15 protein-coding genes are annotated in these 20773 nt (G+C 29.0%); 7 read left to right on the top strand and 8 right to left on the bottom strand.

Going from position 1 to position 20773, the window contains the following annotated elements; all coding sequences use genetic code 4:
- Positions 1-5 precede the first annotated feature (5 nt).
- The 5 genes from EI91_RS02330 to EI91_RS02310 are packed head-to-tail and all read left to right on the top strand — an operon-like array spanning position 6 to position 7738.
- Positions 6-3056 (top strand): ABC transporter substrate-binding protein, encoded by a 3051-nt coding sequence (locus tag EI91_RS02330; RefSeq protein ID WP_036452698.1) that lies wholly within the window; start codon positions 6-8, stop codon positions 3054-3056.
- Positions 3056-4096, top strand: coding sequence for an ABC transporter permease (locus EI91_RS02325; protein WP_036452694.1), 1041 nt, complete (start codon positions 3056-3058; stop codon positions 4094-4096). Before EI91_RS02330 ends, EI91_RS02325 begins: the two co-directional genes overlap by 1 nt.
- A complete protein-coding gene (locus tag EI91_RS02320) occupies positions 4096-5124 on the top strand; it encodes an ABC transporter permease (protein WP_036452691.1) in 1029 nt (342 codons plus the stop codon). Before EI91_RS02325 ends, EI91_RS02320 begins: the two co-directional genes overlap by 1 nt.
- 8 nt (positions 5125-5132) lie before the next feature.
- Entirely contained in the window at positions 5133-6389 is a 1257-nt protein-coding gene (locus tag EI91_RS02315) for an ABC transporter ATP-binding protein (protein WP_084177996.1), read from the top strand.
- Positions 6390-6424: 35 nt separating this feature from the next.
- Positions 6425-7738, top strand: a complete 1314-nt coding sequence (locus tag EI91_RS02310) for an ATP-binding cassette domain-containing protein (RefSeq protein ID WP_156954234.1) — start codon at positions 6425-6427, stop codon at positions 7736-7738.
- A gap of 48 nt (positions 7739-7786) precedes the next feature.
- Here EI91_RS02310 and EI91_RS03675 read toward each other — a convergent pair whose 3' ends face one another.
- From EI91_RS03675 to EI91_RS02275, 7 genes are all read right to left on the bottom strand, one after another.
- Positions 7787-8149 (bottom strand): hypothetical protein, encoded by a 363-nt coding sequence (locus tag EI91_RS03675; protein ID WP_156954232.1) that lies wholly within the window; start codon positions 8147-8149, stop codon positions 7787-7789.
- Positions 8150-8714: 565 nt separating this feature from the next.
- Positions 8715-11351, bottom strand: coding sequence for a GA module-containing protein (locus EI91_RS02300; RefSeq protein ID WP_036452684.1), 2637 nt, complete (start codon positions 11349-11351; stop codon positions 8715-8717).
- Positions 11352-11661: 310 nt separating this feature from the next.
- Positions 11662-14601, bottom strand: a complete 2940-nt coding sequence (locus EI91_RS02295) for an AAA family ATPase (RefSeq protein WP_036452681.1) — start codon at positions 14599-14601, stop codon at positions 11662-11664.
- A 13-nt stretch (positions 14602-14614) separates the two neighbouring features.
- Positions 14615-15292 carry a ribonuclease III gene (rnc, locus tag EI91_RS02290; RefSeq protein WP_036452679.1) on the bottom strand — a complete coding sequence of 226 codons (678 nt, stop codon included), beginning with the start codon at positions 15290-15292 and terminating at the stop codon, positions 14615-14617.
- Positions 15285-16271 (bottom strand): phosphate acyltransferase PlsX, encoded by a 987-nt coding sequence (gene plsX, locus EI91_RS02285; RefSeq protein WP_036452677.1) that lies wholly within the window; start codon positions 16269-16271, stop codon positions 15285-15287. The genes rnc and plsX overlap by 8 nt, the downstream gene beginning before the upstream one ends.
- Positions 16271-17902, bottom strand: coding sequence for a DAK2 domain-containing protein (locus EI91_RS02280; RefSeq protein ID WP_036452674.1), 1632 nt, complete (start codon positions 17900-17902; stop codon positions 16271-16273). The genes plsX and EI91_RS02280 overlap by 1 nt, the downstream gene beginning before the upstream one ends.
- Entirely contained in the window at positions 17895-18218 is a 324-nt protein-coding gene (locus EI91_RS02275; protein WP_036452671.1) for a hypothetical protein, read from the bottom strand. Before EI91_RS02275 ends, EI91_RS02280 begins: the two co-directional genes overlap by 8 nt.
- 134 nt (positions 18219-18352) lie before the next feature.
- Between EI91_RS02275 and EI91_RS02270 the strand changes: the two genes are divergently transcribed.
- Together EI91_RS02270 and EI91_RS02265 are read left to right on the top strand one after the other, a co-directional pair.
- Positions 18353-19024, top strand: a complete 672-nt coding sequence (locus EI91_RS02270) for a recombination protein O N-terminal domain-containing protein (RefSeq protein ID WP_036452669.1) — start codon at positions 18353-18355, stop codon at positions 19022-19024.
- Between the two features lie 8 nt (positions 19025-19032).
- Positions 19033-20061, top strand: a complete 1029-nt coding sequence (locus EI91_RS02265; protein ID WP_036452667.1) for a Cof-type HAD-IIB family hydrolase — start codon at positions 19033-19035, stop codon at positions 20059-20061.
- A 36-nt stretch (positions 20062-20097) separates the two neighbouring features.
- Here the strand turns inward: EI91_RS02265 and EI91_RS02260 are convergent, their stop codons facing one another.
- The gene (locus tag EI91_RS02260) at positions 20098-20769 is read right to left on the bottom strand and encodes a DUF402 domain-containing protein (RefSeq protein ID WP_036452666.1); all 672 of its coding nucleotides are present in this window, start codon (positions 20767-20769) and stop codon (positions 20098-20100) included.
- Between the last annotated feature and the right edge of the window lie 4 nt (positions 20770-20773).

Below are 20773 nucleotides of genomic sequence, written 5' to 3'. Positions count from 1 at the left end.
GAGTTATGAAAAAAAGCAAATTACTTTTTAGTTTATTATTAAGTGCTACAGCTACATCACTTGCTGCTGTTTCTGCTGCTTGTGTTACAACAAAAGAGCAAGAAACACAACCAAGCAATGTTAATAAATTAGATGCAGCTGACTATGATTTAGGTTTAGCTACTGAACCACTTAATAATTTAAACTACGTTTTAAAACAGTCAGTTAATAAAATAGCTCCTTCTTTAGTTGATTCCTTTTTAAAAAATGGACCTACAGATGCTCTAAAATCAGTTTTAAATACTTCTAAATTTAATATGTCAGTGATGGATACAGGACTTGGGCAAGGATCATCAAATTTTGATAACTTTTTCAATAAAACTAAGAAAAATCCATCTGCTCCAAACGGTTCATCAGCATTAGCTGATGATAACGGTTATGGTAAAGTTCCAGGTTCAGTTTATGGACTACACGATTTCCAAATTTTTGGTGGTCTTGGAAGAGCAACTGAAGGTGAAGGTTATAAAGAAGGTGCAACAACTTATGCGTTTCCGAACCCTAAAAACTCAAATAATTACATGGCTGTAACAGGTATTACTAATCATGGTAAAAACGTATGATCAAATGGTGATATTGTAACTGCTCAAGATATGCGTGATTATCTTGAATACATTTTAGATTACAATAATGGTTCAGAAAAATTCGACCAAATCAAAAAGATGTCAATTCAAGGAGCAGAAGAATTTACTAACGCTCAAGTAGATTACAATAAAAAACATGGACAATTTTATAAAAATCCATGAGGTAGACGTCCTTACATTAAAAGTGAATTATCAAAATATAGATATGTTCAAGATCCTAATTATCAAGTTTGACAATCACAAGTACCAGGAGACGAAAAAGAAGTTCAAGCTATTAAAGATGCAGCTTTAAAATTCTCTTTTTACACTGGACAAATTTTCCTTGATTATACTAATGAAGATATTATTAAAAACTTAGATTTAAATCCACAGCTAAGCTTAACAGCTGAGACGCAAGATTTTAGAATGCGTGATTCAAGTGATGCAAATAAAATTGTTACTGTTAAATTAGTCAAAAATGTGTATTTAAACCCTTACCAAGCTTTTGATTTAGATACAGTAAATCGTGAATTAAAACCAAAAATTAAAACATTAGCATTTGATGAAAATTCATTTACAGTTGTTTTTGACGAAAATAAAACACCTGATTTAAACTTCTTGCTAGGGCACATTTTAATGCAGTTATATCCAGTTAACCGTAAGTACATCGAAACTGAAACTGGTGGAATTTCTGATTATGGAACTACTGCTGAGAAATTTTTAACTAGTGGCCCATTTGTTATGAAACCAAGTGATGTTGTTCTTGGTCCTCAAGGAAATATTGTTTTAACAAAAAATAAAGATTATTTTGATGTAGAAAATGTTATCCCAAGAAAAATTAAGATTTTATTTTCAACTGAAAAAAATATTAATGCAATCTTCTTTAAAGATGGATATATTTCACAAACTATTATTCCTGGAACAGAGATCAATAACTTTTGAACTAATCCAGCAACTAAAGAATATTTAAAGAAAAATAATGGATATGGAACTATTGCTCTTGGGTTTAACTTAGACCCTGAAACAAATGCTAACAGCTATATTCAAGATCAAAATATCCGTAATGCAATTTATTATGCTCTCGACCGTGAAGAAATGCTTAGATATGTTGGATGAGAATTCTCATTCCCAGTTAATAACTGAACAGCATACGGTCAATATAAAACTTTTGATGGAAGAAACTTAGAAATGTTCTTTAATCAAAAGCAAATTGATGCTAAAAATGGTAAAACTTTTGATTTACTTAACTATGATTACATAGTTCACTTATCAAAAAGCTATAACTTTGAAAATACAGTGAGAAAAGATTACGCTTTTGATTTAAAAACAGCACAATTTTACCTTGAAGAGTTTAAAAAAGCTCACCCTGGATTAGAAGGAATCACTTTAAAATACTTAAATAATTCTTCTGATGAACAAAAGAAAGCTGGACAATTCTTAAAAGAAAAAATTGAAGCTATGAGTAACGGATTTATTCGTGTAGAAATCAAGAGCTTACCTGAAAACGTTTTTGGAAGTTACTACGAAACAGGACAATTTGATTTTGTTTACCAAAACTACGATAAAATTGGTGGTAACTCACCACAGGATTATATTTCAGCTTTCTTTAAACGTGATGGAATTAACTCATTAGAAGGAAATGAATTTGGATTCAAAGATAATCCGACAGGTGATTATACTTACGGTGATTACTTCACAAAATTAGTAGTGGATAAATTATTCGAAGGTTCACTAGAAAGAGCTTTAGCAACAGAAATTAATGTAATTCAAGAAAAAATTAATAGTAATAACGACATTAAGTCACAATTTGATCAAGTTTATAAAAAACAATCAAAACCAGAAATTATTAAATTTGCCGAAACATATACTGATACTTTTGCAAATGAAATTGCAAGTTCAGATATTGTAAATAAAGCGACATATACTAATAAGTTTATTAAAGATATCTTGCAATATTTAGCTACTCAAAATGCTAATATTAAAGAAACTAAACTACGTCATGCAGCAATTTACTGAATTTTAACTCAGTATGGAGTTGAAAAAATTGATCAATTAACAGCTGAAGCACGTACAAGATTACATGAAGGTATTGTTGAAACTAAGGCAGGCAAAAAACTAAACTTCTGACTTAAAGCAATTGATTTAGGATACCAAAGATTAGAAGAAAATACACAGCAATATTCAGATCGTCTTAACGCATTCTTTTCAGGTAACTTTACTAATGAGGAAATTGAACAAGGATGATCACAAGATTACATTTACGGTTTAATAGCAACATATGAAAAAATTGTTCGTGATGCAAGCTTTGTAGTGCCACTGATGGAAGTTGACACTAACTGAGAAGTAAGTAAAATTGCAGGTATTTCATCTGTCTTCACTTTCGATTTACAATATGCTTATGATGTAACTAAACCACCAAGACCAGGATTACCAAGAAATGTAGGAGGACACAGTTAATGAGTAAAAAAAATAAAATGATTCATAGCGATAACAAAGTAATTTTTAAAGCTACTCGTAATCAAGAACTTACTTTATTTAAAAAGTTAACAGCAATTGATTCACCAATTTTACGTGGACTTTGAAAAATGATTAAAATAATTGCAGAGTTTCTTATTATTGGTTTAATTGTTATCTCTATTACCTTTTTCTTAATTAATGCTGTTCCTGGTTCTAACTCTTTAGTAGCGTCAGCAAAAGATGCTGCAATTCGTCAAGCAATCGAACAAAAATACGGTTTAAACTTACCGTTAATGCAGCGTTATTTAAATTATATTTATCAATTATTCCATGGTAATTTTGGTATTTCATTATCATTATTCCCAGGACAAGAAATTAATGATTTCATCTGAACGAGATTTTATAAATCATTCCTTGTTGGTATCTTTTCAGTTTTCTTAACTGTGACAATTGGTATTTCGCTTGGAATTTGAGTTGGTAAAAATCCAGGTGGTATTGTGGATAACGTAGCAACTGTACTTGTAAGTATTTTTTCATCAGTTCCATCAATTATTTTTGCACTGCTTTTAATTTTTATTGGACGTGTAATTGGCTTACCATATGTTTTTGATGCAAATGATTTTAGTACTTATATTCTTCCTGGAATTGCTTTATCACTTGGAAGTATTATCGTGTACATTAAATATATCCGTACTGAATTAAACCGTGAGTTAAATTCAGTACATGCTAAATTTGCTTATTTAAAAGGGTTGACAAAAAGTCGTTTTGTGTGAAAACATGCTCTGAAACCAGCACTTTTCCCAATTGCTACTTTCTTCCCGGCTGTAATTTTCGGTTCATTTATTGGAAGTATTTTCATTGAACAAATCTTCTTCATTCCTGGTTCTGGAGCAACCTTATTACAAGCGATCCAAACTAAGGATTACAACGTTATTTTATTCTTAATTATCATTTTTGCTTTACTTACAATTCTTTCTTATGCAACAAGGGATATTCTATATGAAGCAATTGATCCTAGAGTTAGAAGGAGAGGTAAATAATGGCTAAAAATAATAAGCTTACAAATTGATTAAAAGTTAAAGCTGATAAAATACGTCAAAAAGAGCAAACTGAAGCTAAAATGCCAGCAGATGGACCTAGTGCACTTGCTCAACCATTTAACCATCAGGCTTGAAAAATTATTGGTGAAACTTTTGAATACCACGAAGGTAGTCATTTAGGTAAAGAAACTAATTTATTCAAAGAATTTGTTTACCGTTTTTCTCAAAATTTCGCAGGAGTATTTGGATTTTTACTTTTAGTTTCAATTATTATTGCTGCATTAATTATTCCGTTTACCACTCAAGATCCTAACTCTTCATATGTTCTTGATAAAAATTTAACTATTGGTGAAACAGATTCACGTCAAATTTACCATATTTTAGGGACAGATAGTGTAGGTAGAGATTTTTGAGCTCGTTTATGATGAGGTATGCGTTATTCACTAGCTCTTTCGCTAGTTGTTACTGCTATTGAAGTTGTAATTGGATTAAGTATCGGTATTATGATGGGACAATTTGAGTTATTTGATAAAATCATGACTTTTATAATTAAAATTATTTCTGTTGTTCCAAGTATTATTATTTTAATTCTTCTTACTATTATTTTAAGCCCTAGCTTTTGAGTTGTTGTCTTTTCTCTTTCATTAACAGGATGAATCGGAATGGCAAACCAAATTCGTGCTCAAGTTAAACGTGCCAAACATTTAGAATGAGTTGCGGCTTCAAAAGTGCTAGGTACTCCAATGTACAAAATATTAAAAAATTATGTACCAGTTATTTTACCTATTTTAATTACTCAGTTAGTTTTCACTATTCCTGGTGTTATCTTATCAGAAACTTCTTTAGCCTTCATTGGTTTAGCTATTGATGATGTGCCAACTCTTGGAAACTTAATTTCAGAAGGACAAAAAATATTCCCAACATTCTTAAGATACGTTTTTGTTCCTTCAACATTCTTAGTTGCAATTACAGCTAGCGTGCAACTTATTGGAGCTAGCGTGCAAGATGCACTTAGAAGACAAAGATAGGAGTTATAATGTCACAAAACAAGAAAAAACATGTATCTGCCTTAAAAGGTTTTCTAAATTCTCTGAATTTTTCAAGCAAAAGAGAAAAAGTTTTCAACTGAGAAGAGTTTACAAAAGATGTGCAATATAAAGAATTTGCTGATGGAACAAAATTAAAAATAGCTGCTGAGATTAAAGATATTTATTTATCATTTACTAACCCAGCTCGTCCTGGAGAAAAAAATAAAGTTCTTCGTGGACCAAGTATTCAAATTTATGAAGGTAAAGTTCACGCTATCATCGGTGAATCAGGAAGTGGTAAAAGTGTTATTACTTCACTTTTATATGGTTTAACTGGTGATAACTCTGTGATAGATGCTGGTGAAATTAAACTTTATAATAACAACGTAGAAGAATTTACTTTAAAGGATTGAGAACGTTCAAAATACAGAGGAAAAGTAGTTTCAGCAGTTTTCCAAAACCCAATGTCAACTTTAAATCCAACCATGAAAGTCGGAGAACAAATCATGGAAGGTATGCTAATTAACAAAGTTGTTAAAAATCGTAAAGAAGCATACGCTAGAGCTATTGAGTTTTTAAAGTTAACTAAAATTGCTGATCCAGAAGCTGTTATGAAGTTATATCCACACGAAATGTCAGGTGGAATGATTCAACGTGTTGTTATTGCTGCTATTGTGGCTCTTGAACCTAAAATTTTAGTTATGGACGAGCCGACAACAGCACTTGATCCAACAGTGCAAGCGTTAGTATTAGACGTTATTAAAGATTTACAAGAAAAATTAAAATTATCAATTGTCTTTATTACTCACGATTTAGGAGTTGTTGCTTCAATTAGTGATTACATTTCAATTATGTATGCAGGTCAAATTATTGAAGAAGGAACTGCAAGAGAAATTCTTGAGTTCCCACAACACCCATATACTTGAGGATTGATTTCAAGTATGCCTGATGTTAATACAGGAACAAGATTAAAGACAATTCGTGGAAGTGTTCCTGCTAGCTTAAATAATATTGTAGGTGATGCTTTTGCACCTAGAAATGATTATGCTTTAGGTATTGATTTTGAAAAAGAACCAGATTTTTACTATATTTCTGATACACACCGTGTTAAAAGTGCATTACTTGATGTTAATGCTCCAACATATGAACCACCAAAAGTTATTGCTAAATTATGAAAGGAATATCTAGCTAAAAATAATTTTCAAACAATTGTTGCTACTAATCCAAAAACAGGAAGCAAGAAAATTATTTATCAAGCCAAATAATTATGGAAGATAAAAAAGTTATTTTAGATAAACCTATGTATACTGAAACAAAACGTAAGTTACTAGGTGAAGTGACATATTATCGTTATTTAACTAACGGAATTGAAGACATGCTTACACCAAAGCATGATGAAGAAATTTTGGTTAAATTACGTAATGTAGATATTACTTATGGTAGTGGTTCAAAAGCTTTTAAAGCTGTTTCAGATTTTTCACTTAATATTTATAAAGGTGAAGTTTTAGGGCTTGTTGGTGAATCCGGAAGTGGTAAAAGTACTATTGGTAAAACTTTAGTTGGTCTTGTTCCTTATAGTTTTGGTGAAATCAAATTACTTGAAAAAACCTTACCGAAAAAACTCAAACGTGGATTTAAATTTGGTAAAGCTTTAAAAGAGTATAAGGAAATCGAAAACTTTATGGTTAATAAAGTTCAAATGATTTTCCAAGATCCTGCTAACTCTTTAAATCCGCATGTTAACGTTGAAGCAGTAGTTTCTGAAGGATTAGAAAATACTAAAAATTCAAAAGAAATCTATTTATATAATATAGATCAAGAAATTGAAAAAGAGCTTTATCAAAACTTTCTTGATGCTAAAAAACATCCAAATTTCTTTGGTGATTACAAAAGAAATTTAGGCTTTAAAATTGCTGAAAATGAAGTAGCTAGTTTTGAAGCTTTATATGTAAATATGCTTAATGATTTAGCGAAAGCAAATTTACATGAAGCGGCAAAATGACTTACTGATAAAAAAGCAGAACGTGAAGAGCTTTCAAAATTAAGTGAAAAAGAATGCAAGAGAATTTTAGTAGTGGAAATGCTTAAAAGTGTTGGTTTAGATGAAGCAGTTTTAAGACGTTATCCATTAGAATTTTCTGGAGGACAACAACAAAGAATCGGTATTTCTCGTTCAGTAGTTTTACGTCCACAGCTTCTTGTTGCCGATGAACCTATTTCTGCTCTTGACGTTTCTATTCAAGCTCAAGTAGTTAATATTTTTAATGAACTAAAAGAAAAATATAACTTAACAATTTTATTTATCGCCCACGATTTACGTATGGTTGAATATATTTCTGACCGTATTGCTGTTATGAACCGTGGAAGACTTCTTGAAATTGGTAAAACAGAAGAAATTATGAATCATTCATTACACCCTTATACTAAGAGCTTACTTGATGCTGTGCCTTCAATTCACGGAACAAAAGGTTCTTTGATTGGGTATGTATATAACCCGCTAGATCACGGTTATACTGATGAAATTCAACCAGAATGAATTAAAATAAATGATGATCATTATGTTTTAGCGACTCCACAAGAAGTTGTAAAATGAAAAGAAGAATTCTGAAAATAATATTTAATTAATATTTTAAAGATTAAAAAATCGGCCAAAAGCTGATTTTTATTTTCAAAAAATTTCTTCGTCATAACCTTTTTTATTTTTTATATGAATATTAATATTTTTCTTCATTCATCAGTAAGGATATTCTTTTGCATATCTATTAAATAGTACTCAAAGAATTTTATTTTTAAAGTCTTCTTCTTCAAGGGAATTTCATTTTATTGTTTGATAAATAATTACTGGAATTATCATTATATGTACATAAACTATTATAAAAATAGCAGTAAATAATTGGAAAACTCCTAAAATTAAAATATCATCACTTGTACCCAAAATATAAATTGCTAATCCTAAAAATCCACTAGATAATAATATAGTAATTATGTAAAATGAAACTATGAAAGCTTTAATTATTTTCTTCATTTTCTCATTTGGCTTGTTAAATTTCACTTCATCTTTTTCTTGGATTGGTAATAAATACACGTATTTATAAATGAAAAGGATAATACCAGATTTATTAACCGGAAATCTTTGTTGTATACTTCTTAATGATTTATTTCAACGTATAGCTAAGTTGAAAAAACAATACACAGTAGCGAATCAATAACACACACAAAAAAGTATTCATAAAATTATTGCTAATATTGAAAAAACAATCATTTCACTATTTATTTTTTGCTTAAAAAGTATTACTGAATTAAATTGAAAAAGAACAATAAGTACAAAAGAGCAAATTAATGAAAATCAAGTAAATATATTTATAACTCACCAAATTCTTAAAATTTTTTTCTTTTTTAGTTCATCAGACATTTTTTACCTCAACACCTTTTGATTTTATATTTTAAATATTACTTTTTAATAATTATATGTTTTTTTGAATTCGACGTTAAAAAACAATTTTCCAACAAATCAGAAAAGTATTCACAAAAAAAGTTGACATTTTTGTCAACTTTCATTGTTTTTCGTCTTTGATAAATAATAATCCGAATTAGTTTCAGTGATTTTCATCAGTAAGAGAACTAAAGAATGCATCTCTTATAGCAATATATTCTCTAGCAAATTTTGGTGTCTCGAATTTTTTATCAATTGTAATTTTCTTTTCTAATGTTTTTTGGTAAAGAGCATCATACGCTTTAGCAAGAGCTGTTGCTTTTGTTTGATAATTATCACCATTTGATCATTTAACTGAAAATGCTTTAAAATCATCAAATAAGGTTTTTGTATCTTGTTTTAACTGAGTTAATTCAGCATCACTAGAAATATCTGGATATTTTGTTAAACGTTTTTCAATTCAGTTTGCATAAACTTGTGCTGATCATCTAGCAATACTTTGGTAAGCTGGAAATTGTTTTGAACCATCTTTTACTAAAACAGGTTTTGCTTTATCAACATTGCTTTGAACTTCTTCGAGTTTTTTAATAAGTTGTTCAATTTTTCCTAATAAAGTATTTTGAGCCTCACTTTTATCTGAAGAAGCAATTTTAGCATTTTCATCATCAATTAGTTTTTGTGCTTCATTCATTAAAATTTGTGTTTCATAAAATGATCTTGCTAAATCATTTCAGTAAGCTAAACTTCATATTTTGTCACCTGGAAGAGCTGTAAATAGTGCTAAATCAAAGTATTTTGCTCTTGCGGTATCTCATTTACTTTGTAATATTTCTTTTAATGAGTTTTGTGCTTCTTTGTATTTTTCTTTTAGTTGTTCTTGTTTAGCTTTTAATTCTTCCGCAGAAGCTTCAGGATTTTCATTTAATTTTGCAATTTCAGCATTTAATGTTGCAACAGCATCTAGAGCTTCAGTGGCCTTACCTAATGCCTTTTTATCTTCTTCGTTAAATTTAATTTTATTTTCTTTAATAGTATCTTTTAGTACTACGTTAGAAGTAGAACCACTTTGTGTTCTTTCTTCTGTTTCAACTTTATTCATTTGTGCTTCTAAAGGTAAGAATTCTTGTTTTAATTCAACATATTTATTGTATGCTTGCTCAACAGTTTTAAAATCATTTTGTAATGCTTTAATTTTTTCAGCAAAAGTTTTAAGTGTAGCGTGGAATTCTTTTTCTTTTCTTGCTTTTTCAGTATCTTCTTCTTTATCAGGGTGATATTCTATATATCTTTCAATATCAAATTCAAAATCTTTAATTTTATCAAATGAATACTTAATAACACTTTTTACTTCTGCAGTTATTAAATCTTTATTGTGTGAAATTTGTTCTTCAACTTTTTCAAAATCTTTTTCAAGCTCAAAATTTAACACATTTGTTAAATAATTTCTTGAAAACTCAGATATATTTTCGTGAGCTTGTGAAATTGTGGTTCTAGCAACATCTCTAATTAATTTAGAATACAATTGGTTTGCTTTTGATAAAGCTTTTTCTTTTGAACTAGCTAAGCTTTCAGTTTTATTTTTAAGTAAATCTTCATAATCAATAAGTATTGGATTTTCATTACTAATTTCAAGATCTTTAATATTTGCAAGTTCTTGTTCTAAAGTGTTTTTTTCATTTTCTTCTAAGCTTGAAGATTTAACTAATTCAATAAAGTTTGCGATTTCTGTATTTTTATTATTGATTGCTGCAACAACTTTATCAGTTTCAGCTTTTTTAAGATTATTAAAGTCCAACACTAATTGTGGTAACTCTGCATTTAACTTTGTTAATTGAGTGTTTAATTGACTTACATTATTTACTAACTGTAAATTTGCTATTTTTTCAAAACTTGATTTAAATTCTGTAAAAGTTTCTTTTGCTAAAATTTGAGCATTTTCTGTAATAGTTTTTGATGCAACAGCTTTAAAGTTATTTTGTAATTGTTCTGAAAGATTTGCTAATAGTAAATCAGTAGATTCTTTTAATTTATTTTGTTTGTAATTAACAAGTTTAAGTGGTGAGTTTAATTCATCATTACTTTTATCTTCTTTAGCTTCTAAACCATTTTTAACAATTGGTGATACTTGTGCTTTAAGTTCTTCTGAAACCATTAATTCAGGTAAAAGATTTTGTAATTCTAGTAACTGTTTATTTAAGTTTTCTAGTTTTGGTGCTGCTTCTGTAGTTTCTCTTGCATATTGATTTGCATCATTAGTATGCTTTGCATCATTAAGAACAGTCACTATGTGATTAAGTGTTGAGTTTATATGTAATGATTTTTCAAAAAACATTTTTTCTTCTTTAGATAAATCATTAAATGTTTCTATTTTTTGTTTAGCTTCTAAAATTGGTGTTTCATTTTTAACAATTATTTTATTTAATTCTGCTAATAAGTTTTCTAAGTCATTAGCTTGCATTAAAACATTTTTAGCAGTTGCTTTTTCTTCTGTTGTTAATCTATTTAGATTATCAATACTATTTGCAAAGTTTAATTTTGCAGCTTCAAAATTTTTATTTTTAATTTCAGTTATTATTGTCTTGATTTCTTCTTTTGTTTTAGCACTTTGAATTTTGTCATTAAAACTTGAAGTTTGTAAAAAATTTAAATATCTTGAGTTGTTTAATTCGTTTTTAGCATTATTTCTATCTTCTTGTATTTTATCAGTTGAACAAGCAGCAGAAATTAGCGGCGTAAGAACTACAGCAGTACCAGGTAAAACAACCTTACTTGCTTTCTTTAAGTATTTTTTCATTTTCTTCCTTTTCTGTAAATATATCAATGCATTCACTGCATAATATATATATATATATATTAGCTATTTGAAATATAGCTTGTTTTTCATATATAATTATATCTTTTTTAAAATCATATATGTTGTTGCGAATTGCTTTCTGAAAAAATTTTTCACAATCAGTTTAATTTCTTTTATCACTATAAAATAGGCTTATAAATTAGAAAAAATAATTATTTTTTCAAAAAAGATGTATTTTATTAACTTTTTATGTTTTTTTAATTTTTTATTTTACAAATATTAAATAAAAAATACCCTTTAAGGTATTTTATTATTTATCATTTTCAACCATTTGTTTTGCATCTTCAAGTTTAACACTAAAGAAGCTTGTCACACCTCTTGTTTGCATGGTTGCTCCAAAAAGAGCATCTACTTTAGTCATTGTTCCAACACGGTGTGTAATAACTAAAAATTGAGTTTGTTTTTTGAGTTCTTGTAAATATTCACCGTAACGAACTACATTTGATTCGTCTAAAGCAGCTTCCACTTCATCTAATATACAAAGAGGTAGTGGTCTTGCTCTTAAAATTGCAAATAACAACGAAATTGCAATTAATGATTTTTCACCACCTGAAAATAGTTTTAAGTTTTTAATACTTTTTCCTGGTGGCTGAGCATAAATGCTAATTCCGCTTTCAAGAACATTGTGTTGATCAACAAATTTTACTTCTGCAGTTCCACCACCAAACATCGAGCTGAAAACTCTTGAAAACTCCTTATTAACATCATTAACAATATTAGTTAATCTTGTAATAATAATTTTATCCATTTCAGCTATAGCACTTAAAATAGTATTTCGTGCATCGGTTAACTCTTCAAAATTTTCGCTAAAATTATCGTAGCGTGCTTCAACTTCTTCCAACTCAGTTATTGATTCTAAATTAACATTTCCTAAAGCTTCAATTTCGCTTCTAAGTTCAGAAATTAATTCTTTGGCACTTTCAAGAGACATTGATAGTGCAAAGTTTTCACGTGCATATTCTAGAGTTAATTTGTAATATTGTGATAAACGTTCTTTATGTTTTTCTAAGTAAAATTTAGAATTTTCATAAAGTTTAATTTTTTGATTAAATGAATCATTTAAAGTCAAGAGCATTGAAGTAGTTTTGTTTTTATCGTTTTCTAATTGTGCTAATTCACCGCGTAAATCATCTTCAATTTTTGATTTTGTTTTAATTTCAAAATCAATTAAACGAACCTGATTTTCCAGTTCTTGAACTTTTTGCAGCAATGGAGTTATGTCAATTTTTTCTTCTTGAATTTGTTTTTGAGCATTGAGCTGAGCAGCATGAGCTTTGTATTCATCAAGTTGAGTTTGTGAATTAGCTAAATGTACATTAATTGTTGCGAATTCACTAGTGTGCTGTTTGTTGAAAGTTTCTTCTCTCTGTAACTGATTTTTTAATTTTAAAATATTTGTTGTAGCATTATTTTTAATTGATTCTAAACCTGGAATTAAGTTTTGTAAATCTTTAATTTTGTTTTCAATTCCTAAGTTATCATCACTTTCTTGAGCAGTACCACCAACAATAATTCCACCAACACGCACAATATCACCATCTAGTGTCACTACCATGTACTTTTTATCTAAAATATTTGAAATTTTTTCAGCTGATTTAATATCATCAACAACAATAACGTTTCCTAATAAAAAACTTTTTAAAGTGTTGTATTCTGGTTTAGTATCAACTAGTTCACTTGCAAGTCCAATAAAACCTGCGTAATTACGAACAACTAGTAAATAATCGTCACGTACAAACTTCTCTTTAATTGATGAAAGCGGAATAAATGTAGCTCTTCCACCATTATTTTTCTTTAAGAAATTTACAGCTTCAACAGCTGTATCTGGTCGATCTACTACAACATGTTGGACAGCATTAGCTAGCACTGTTTCAATTGCGGTTACATAATCTGGTTGTACTTTAATTAAATCACTAACTAAACCTTTAAAACCTTTAAAGTTTAATTTGTTCTCAACAATTGTTTTAGTTCCTTTAAATAAATTAGTGTGTTTATTTTTCTTTTCTAATAAAATCCCTAAATGAGTTTTACAATTTTCTATTTTTCTTTCAGCGTCATTTGCGATAATGTACTGCTCGTTAATTTGTTTTTTTAACTGAACTAGTAGGCTATTTGAAGCATCCATTTTGACTTCTAAATCGTATTTAGTAGTTTTAAAATAGTTAATTTTATGTTCCATTTCTTTAATAGAACTAATTAAAGCTTCGATTTTTTCATCTGAAGAAGCTTGAATTTCACCACGTGCAATCATATCACGCCGTTCATTTTCTCTTGCTTGGGTAACTTTTAAGTCACCTAATCTTAAATTAATAGCTTCTCTTTGGCCGCGGAGCTGAGCTAACTCTGAACTTAAATTATTTAGTTCAGTACGTTTTTCATTAATTAAAACTAAAAATTGATCGATTTGATTACGGTAATCTCTTTTAGTGTCTTCAACACCAGCTAAGTCTTCGTGTAATTCTTGATAAAGTTTTTCTAAACGGACAATTTCACTTGCAAGATACGCAATTTCAACTTCTCTAAGTTGTTTATTTTTATCTTTATACGCCAATGCTTTTTCAGCTTGCTTTCTAAGTGGCTCTAAACGTTTTTGAAGTTCTTTAATTACCGCTTCAATTTGTTTTAAGGTACTTTCGGTACGCTCTAATTTTCTTAAAGCTTCTGTTTTACGTAATTTATATTTAGATACACCGGCTGCTTCTTCGAAAATTAAACGTCTTTGCTCATCACTAGATTGTGCAATGTCTGCAACAGTACCTTGTGAAATAATAGCTAATGAGCTTTTTCCAATTCCGCTTTCCATAGCTATTGCTTTAATATCTTTATGACGACAAGGTTCACCATTTAAAAAGTACTCATTGGTTCCTTTTCCACGTTCTAGAGATCTAGTTATTGTGATGTAATCGGTGTTAATACTTGAATTACGTTCACGATTATCAAAAGTCAGCGTAACAGTAGCACGATTCATAGGTTGAACTGTTTTAGAACCAGAAAAAATAACATCTTCCATGCTATCACCACGAAGTTCTTTTGAGCTTTGTTCTCCAAGCACTCAACGAATTGCATCATTAATATTACTTTTTCCTGAACCATTTGGTCCAACAATTCCAGCTACACCTCCATCAAATCTTAGTACAATTGGGTCAGCAAAAGATTTGAAACCATGTGCTTCAATTTTTACTAATTTCATATCAACCTCATCTCTATTTTAGTTTGCTTAAAGCATCTTTGGCAGCTTCTAATTCTGCTTCTTTTTTGGTATTTCCAATACCTGAACCAAAAATTTGATTATCATGAATTGCTTTTGCTTTAAATTGTTTATTTGGTAATTGTTCTGTTATATAACTAATATTATCTTTGCTAAAACTTTGGAAATATTCTTGTAATTCAGTTTTTGAATCTTTATTATTATTTAGGTGTACTTCGTCAATCACAGGATAAATGTATTGTGAAATAAATTCTTGAGCTTTTTTAATACCTTGATCAACATAAATAGCACCAACCATAGATTCAAAAATATCAGCTTGTACTTTATGTGAATCTTTAACATCTTTTTCCATTTGTCCTGGACCTGTTTTGAGTAAATCGATAAGTCCCATTTCGACTGAAATTTTGCTCAGTGTTTCAGTACATACCGCTTTAGCTCTCAAGCGTGTTTGGTATCCTTGTGCTAACTCAGGATACTTTAAATAAATATAAGAACTAGAAACAAATTGTAAAACAGCATCACCTAAAAATTCCAGTTGCTCATAATTTTTAATTTTAGAAGTATCACCACGATTAAATGAAGAATGTGTTAAAGCCTCAAAATATGTAATTGTGTTATTTGGAGTAATTTTATGATTGTCAAAAAACTCGGTCAAACTATTAGATTTAATCATTGAGTTTGTCCTTTAATTTATTTAATAAATCTTTTTCTAAAGCTGTTTTAATTGTATTTAATGCAGAAAGGTATGATAAGGTATCGCTTGAACCGTGAGCTTTAATTGCAATTCCATCAATACCAATAACTCAGGCAGAACCTACTTGGCGGTAATCAAGCACATCACCAGCTTCTTTAAAAGCTTTTTTAAGAGCTAGGGCATGAAGCTTACGTAAAAAAGTTTTAGTAAATTTTTCTTTTAATAAGTCTTTAAAAGTAAAAATAGCACCTTCGTAGCTTTTTAAGACTAAATTTCCTCCGTAACCGTCAATAACGGCAACATCAACTAAACCACGGAATAAATCACGTGTTTCATTAAAACCAACGTAGTTTAAATTAGAATCTTCTTTTAAAATCTTGTTAGCTTCAACTGCATTTTCATTTCCTTTGTAATCTTCTGTTCCAATGTTTAATAAAGCTACTGATGGATTAGGTTTATTAAACATTACTTCATAAAATGCAGATCCTAACTTAGCTCACTCAACTAAAAAGTCACTTTTAGCCACTAAATTAGCACCGACATCCATGAATAAAAACTTTTGTCCATTAATTGCATTACAAATTGGCATAAATGCTGGACGAGACACGTTATTAAGTCTTCCAATTTTAAAAGTTAAACTAGAAATGTAGCATCCGCTATCTCCACTAGATAAAATTGCATCGGCTTCTTTATTTTTTAATAAATCAATAGCCTGGTTCATAGAAGTTTTTTCCATCATAGAACCACGTAAGTCTTTTGGATTAGTTGGTGTTGTTGGATTGTTTAAAAGTTTAATATTACTTATGTTTGTAAGTTCAAGATCTGATTTTTTTTGAAAATCACCAATTAAAGAAATTTGAAAATTGGGATTTTGCTTTGCAAATTGCTTAGCAGCAGCAATCCCGCTAGCTTGACCGTTATCATTTCCATTTAAATCAAATACAATTTTGTAATTCATTATTCAGCTCCTAAGTAAAAGATGTAAGTAGGTTGATTACCTTCAATTGTTTCGATATCTAGATCGTATTGACTTTCGATATGGTTTGTTAGTTCATCTACTTCATTTAATGAAGCTTCTTCACCATAATAAATGCTAATAATTTCTTTTTTATCTAAGTTCATTTCAGCCATAAGTTTTTTGGCAGCTTGCACTGCTGTTTTTTGTGAACTAATAATTTTACCGTTTAAAATTGCAAGGTATTCACCAGTACGCACTTTCACACCATTAATTGTTGTATCACGTACAGCGTTAACTACTTCACCACTTTCAACTTCTGCAATAGCTTCTTGCATCATTTCAACATTATCTTCAGCACTAACTGAATGACTAAAGTTCATAATTGCAGTAATTCCTTGAATTTGTGTTTTAGTTGGAATAACCACAATGTTTGAGTCTTGATAGATTTGGGCTGCTTGTTGTGCTGCTAAAATTACATTTCCATTGTTTGGTAAAACGAAAACGTTATCCGCATTAACGCTTTTAATTGCAGTAATAATGTCTTGTGCTGATGGATTTTGAGTTTGACCTGATTCAATGACGTAATCACATCCAAGTTCTTTCATTCTCTTAATAATTCCACTACCTAGATTGCAAGAAATGATAGCAATTTCTTTACGATCTTCAGTTTGTGACATTTCGCTTAAACGATCAGCATTAGCTTTTGATTGATTAGCTTGGAGTGTCATATTTTCTGATTTGATTTTAATAAATTCACCGTATTTTTGTGCATAGTTAAGTAATTTACCTGGTTGTAATACGTGTCCATGAACTTTTAAAATATCATCATCATTAACTACAACTAGTGAATTAGCAAATTTTTGTAATGCCTTAGAAAAGGTATCTTTATTAAAATTTTGATAATCATTAAGTTTTACAAGTACTTCTGTACAATAACCAAATTCACCTTCATAAACTTCGCTTTCACTGATGAAGTTATTAATTTGGTCACCTTGATCTGAAATAGCAACAGGATTACCTTTAAAATAAGCAAGCATCCCAAATAAAACTGTATAAAGTCCTTCACCACCACTATCAGTAACACCGACTTCTCTTAATGTTTTAAGCTTATTTGGTGTTTCATCACAGCTTTTGCGAGCAAATTCTACAACTTTAGTGAAAAATTCTTCAACAGTCATATCTTGGTTAAAGCATTCGTTTCTTAGCTTTTCACTTGTTTCACGAATAACTGTTAAAACAGTACCTTCAACAGGTTTAAATACAGATTTATAAGCTCTTTTAGAAGCACTTTCGAAAGCAATAATTGCTTCATTAATGTTTAAAGTTTCTTTTCCTTCGCAAGCTAAAGCAAATCCTTTAAAAATTTGTGACAAAATAACACCAGAATTACCACGTGCTTCATAAATCATATCAAGTGCAGCTGATTGACTGACTTCTTCAACTGTTGGATTATCCATTTTTTGTAATTTTTCCACTACTGACGCAAGAGTTGAAGACATGTTTGTTCCTGTGTCACCATCTGGAACAGGGAAAACATTTAATGCGTCAATTTTTTGTCTTGCATTTGATAACGCATGTGAACCTGAAATAATTGCTTCTGCAAGTTGCTTACCTGTGATTTGATTATTCATTGATTACTCCTTTAAAAATAATGATTAGTTTATAAAATGGAATTTTCTTTTGCTTAAATTTTTTAGTGATGTTATTGTGTAATTGTGATGCGATAAATTTTGTTTGTACTCCATCTAAAATAGTAACTGCTACTTGCAAGGTTCAACCTTTTTCAGTTTCATTAGCTTGTAAAAAATCTAAAACATTTGCATCATCAAGATTGACATCTTGATCAAGTGTAAAATTCTCATCATATGACATTGGATGAATTTTTTTTATTCCAATTGTGGAAATTAAGGTTTTATAAAAAATCTCTTTAATTTCTAAAGTGGTCATTTTTGCTCCTAAAATCTTGCTTATTAATATAGTATTAATATTTTAACATTATTTTTTTTATATTTTAGTAGCAAAATTTGTGGTAAAAATTTCATTTTTAGCACTAAAAAATCAAAATTTTATATGATTAATTTATGGCAGAAACAATCACTCAAGGTATCGTTTTACAAATTTACCAGGAAGATACAAATTTATTTTTAGTTACGTTTTTAACCAAAAAAGGACTTTTAAGGTTGGCTGCTCAAGGGCTTAACAAATCTTTATCAAAAAACAAAAGTAACCTTCAAATTGGAGCATTAGTAGAAATTGAATTTTTTGCTGCTCGTTTGCAAGATAAAGTAGGGAAGCTCAAAAAAGCAACTATTGTAAAACAACTTGATGTGCAAGATAAACCGATTTTAGAATTTTCTTTTCAGTATGTCAAATTACTTACTAATATTCAAGGTGTAAATCATATTTTTGATAAATGTGTATTAATTTATGATTTAATCGATACGGTTAATTGTCATTTCATTTTGACTTTCCTATATGCTCAAAGTATGATTTATTTTGGAATTTGTCCAAACTTTAGAAGCTGTAATATTTGTTTAAACGAACGCGATTTAATTAATTTTGATTTACAAAATGGTGGTTTTATATGTCGCAGACACGAAAATGTTCCAATTCAAAAAGTTGAATATTTACAATCTATTTGATATTCATTTAATGATATGGGAAAATATATGTTCGTTACAAGTGCTACATTAAATTTTTATATCTGTAATATGTATAAAGCCCTAATTTTAGATAATGGATATTATGTTTAGGAGAAGTTATGAAAAAAAGATGAAAAGTCAGCCAAGAAGATATTGAAAGATTAATGGCTGATGGTTATACAATTTTAGAGAATTCTTTTGGTAAAAAAATACAAGAGGATACTTTGCTGCTTTTTTATAACAAAGAACAAGAAGTTCTAGTAAAAATTTATGAGATTTGACCTAATAATTTTATTCACATAAGAAGAGCACAAATTTATCTGGAAAACATTGATAATTTTGTATTCGATTTAGATGGGACTTTACTGAATTCGGAAAAGCAAATTTCGCTTAGAAATTTACTTGAAATTAAATCTTTGCAATCGTATGATAAAAAAATGATTATCGCTACCGGAAGACCTTATTTTACCGCGTTACCTGTTTTAAAAGATTTAAAATTAGATTTCCCATTAATTAATTCAAATGGTTCTATGATTTATGATATTCAAAGTAAAAGTGTAATTTATCAAAAACAAATTGACAAAGTGGATGCACTTAATATTTTTAATTTATTAAAAGATTTAAAAGTTGATTTTGTTATGTATACTCCGCAAGGTTTATTTGAAAATAAAGCTGGTAATAGTACTTTCTTAAAAAAGAGAAATTATAAGAAAAATTTAGGTGAGTATTATTTAGGTAATGATATTTTAGAGGGAATTAACACTTTACCTGTTAATAAATTTTTAATTCTCACTGATAATTTAAAATTAAAAAATTTACAGATTCTTAAAAAGAAAATCAAAGAATTAAAAAATGTTTATTCAGTTTGATCTCAAGACAATATGCTAGATTTAATGCCTAAAAATGCTTCAAAAAAAGAGGCGTTAGAGTGATTATCTAAAACATATGACTTTGACTTAGGAAAAACTATTTCATTTGGTGATGCTGATAGTGATCAGGGAATGTTTGAAATTACTGGAATGAGTGCAGCTATGTCTAATGGAACAGAATCAGTAAAAAAATCAGCGTTATTAGTAGTTGGTGACAACAATCATAATTGGTTTAGCGACTTTATAGAAGACACAAAAAATCATGAATTTAATATATAAAAAGTTGACAAAGATTTATTTGTCAACTTTTTACTTTTAATGTTTAGCTTTCTTGTAGTTAAAATTTTTTACTTTTGAAGTTTGCAAGAAAATTTCTGATTCTTCTGAGTATTTTTTGCGATTAAGTATAACGAAATCATCAATTGTTTTTTGGGTGATTAATTTATCTTGCACTGCTATTTTTAAGTAATATTCTAAAATTTCGGTATTAAAGAAATACTCATAATTATTGTACATTGAAACAATATTTTTAATTTCTTCATGAATTTTTTCTTTAAGTTTTAATGGATAATCCATTTGCTTTGAATTTTGTCCAAATTCTTCACGATCCACAATTTGTAAGTCTTTTTCTGGGTAGCATTTAATATCTAAATCGTAGTCAATAAATTTTAAAGTATTATCTTCAAAAATTGGTTTGGAAGCCATATTAATGTAATAATAGCTACCTACGTTTTTCTTAAATAAAACAATAGCATTATAAAAGCTGTCTTTTGGTAAAAATCAGATGGCACTTTCAGTGTATCTTCAACCATTAGTTTCATTGTGACTTTCAGTAACTCTTGTGCCTCTTAAAAATAAAACAATGTGACGCTTGTTGTGAAAAATAACTTTTGCACCGTTTCATTGACGATATAAAAAACCATTGTGTTTGTATGCTTGTACATTTATTATTTGTCCTGTTTTAATATTTTTAAAATCTCAACTCATTGTT

The sequence above is a fragment of the Mycoplasma buteonis genome, from assembly GCF_000733865.1.
GTDB lineage: Bacteria > Bacillota_I > Bacilli_A > Mycoplasmatales > Metamycoplasmataceae > Mycoplasmopsis > Mycoplasmopsis buteonis.
The sequence above is the reverse complement of the archived record's forward strand: the minus strand, read 5'-3'. Positions and strand labels throughout refer to the sequence as shown.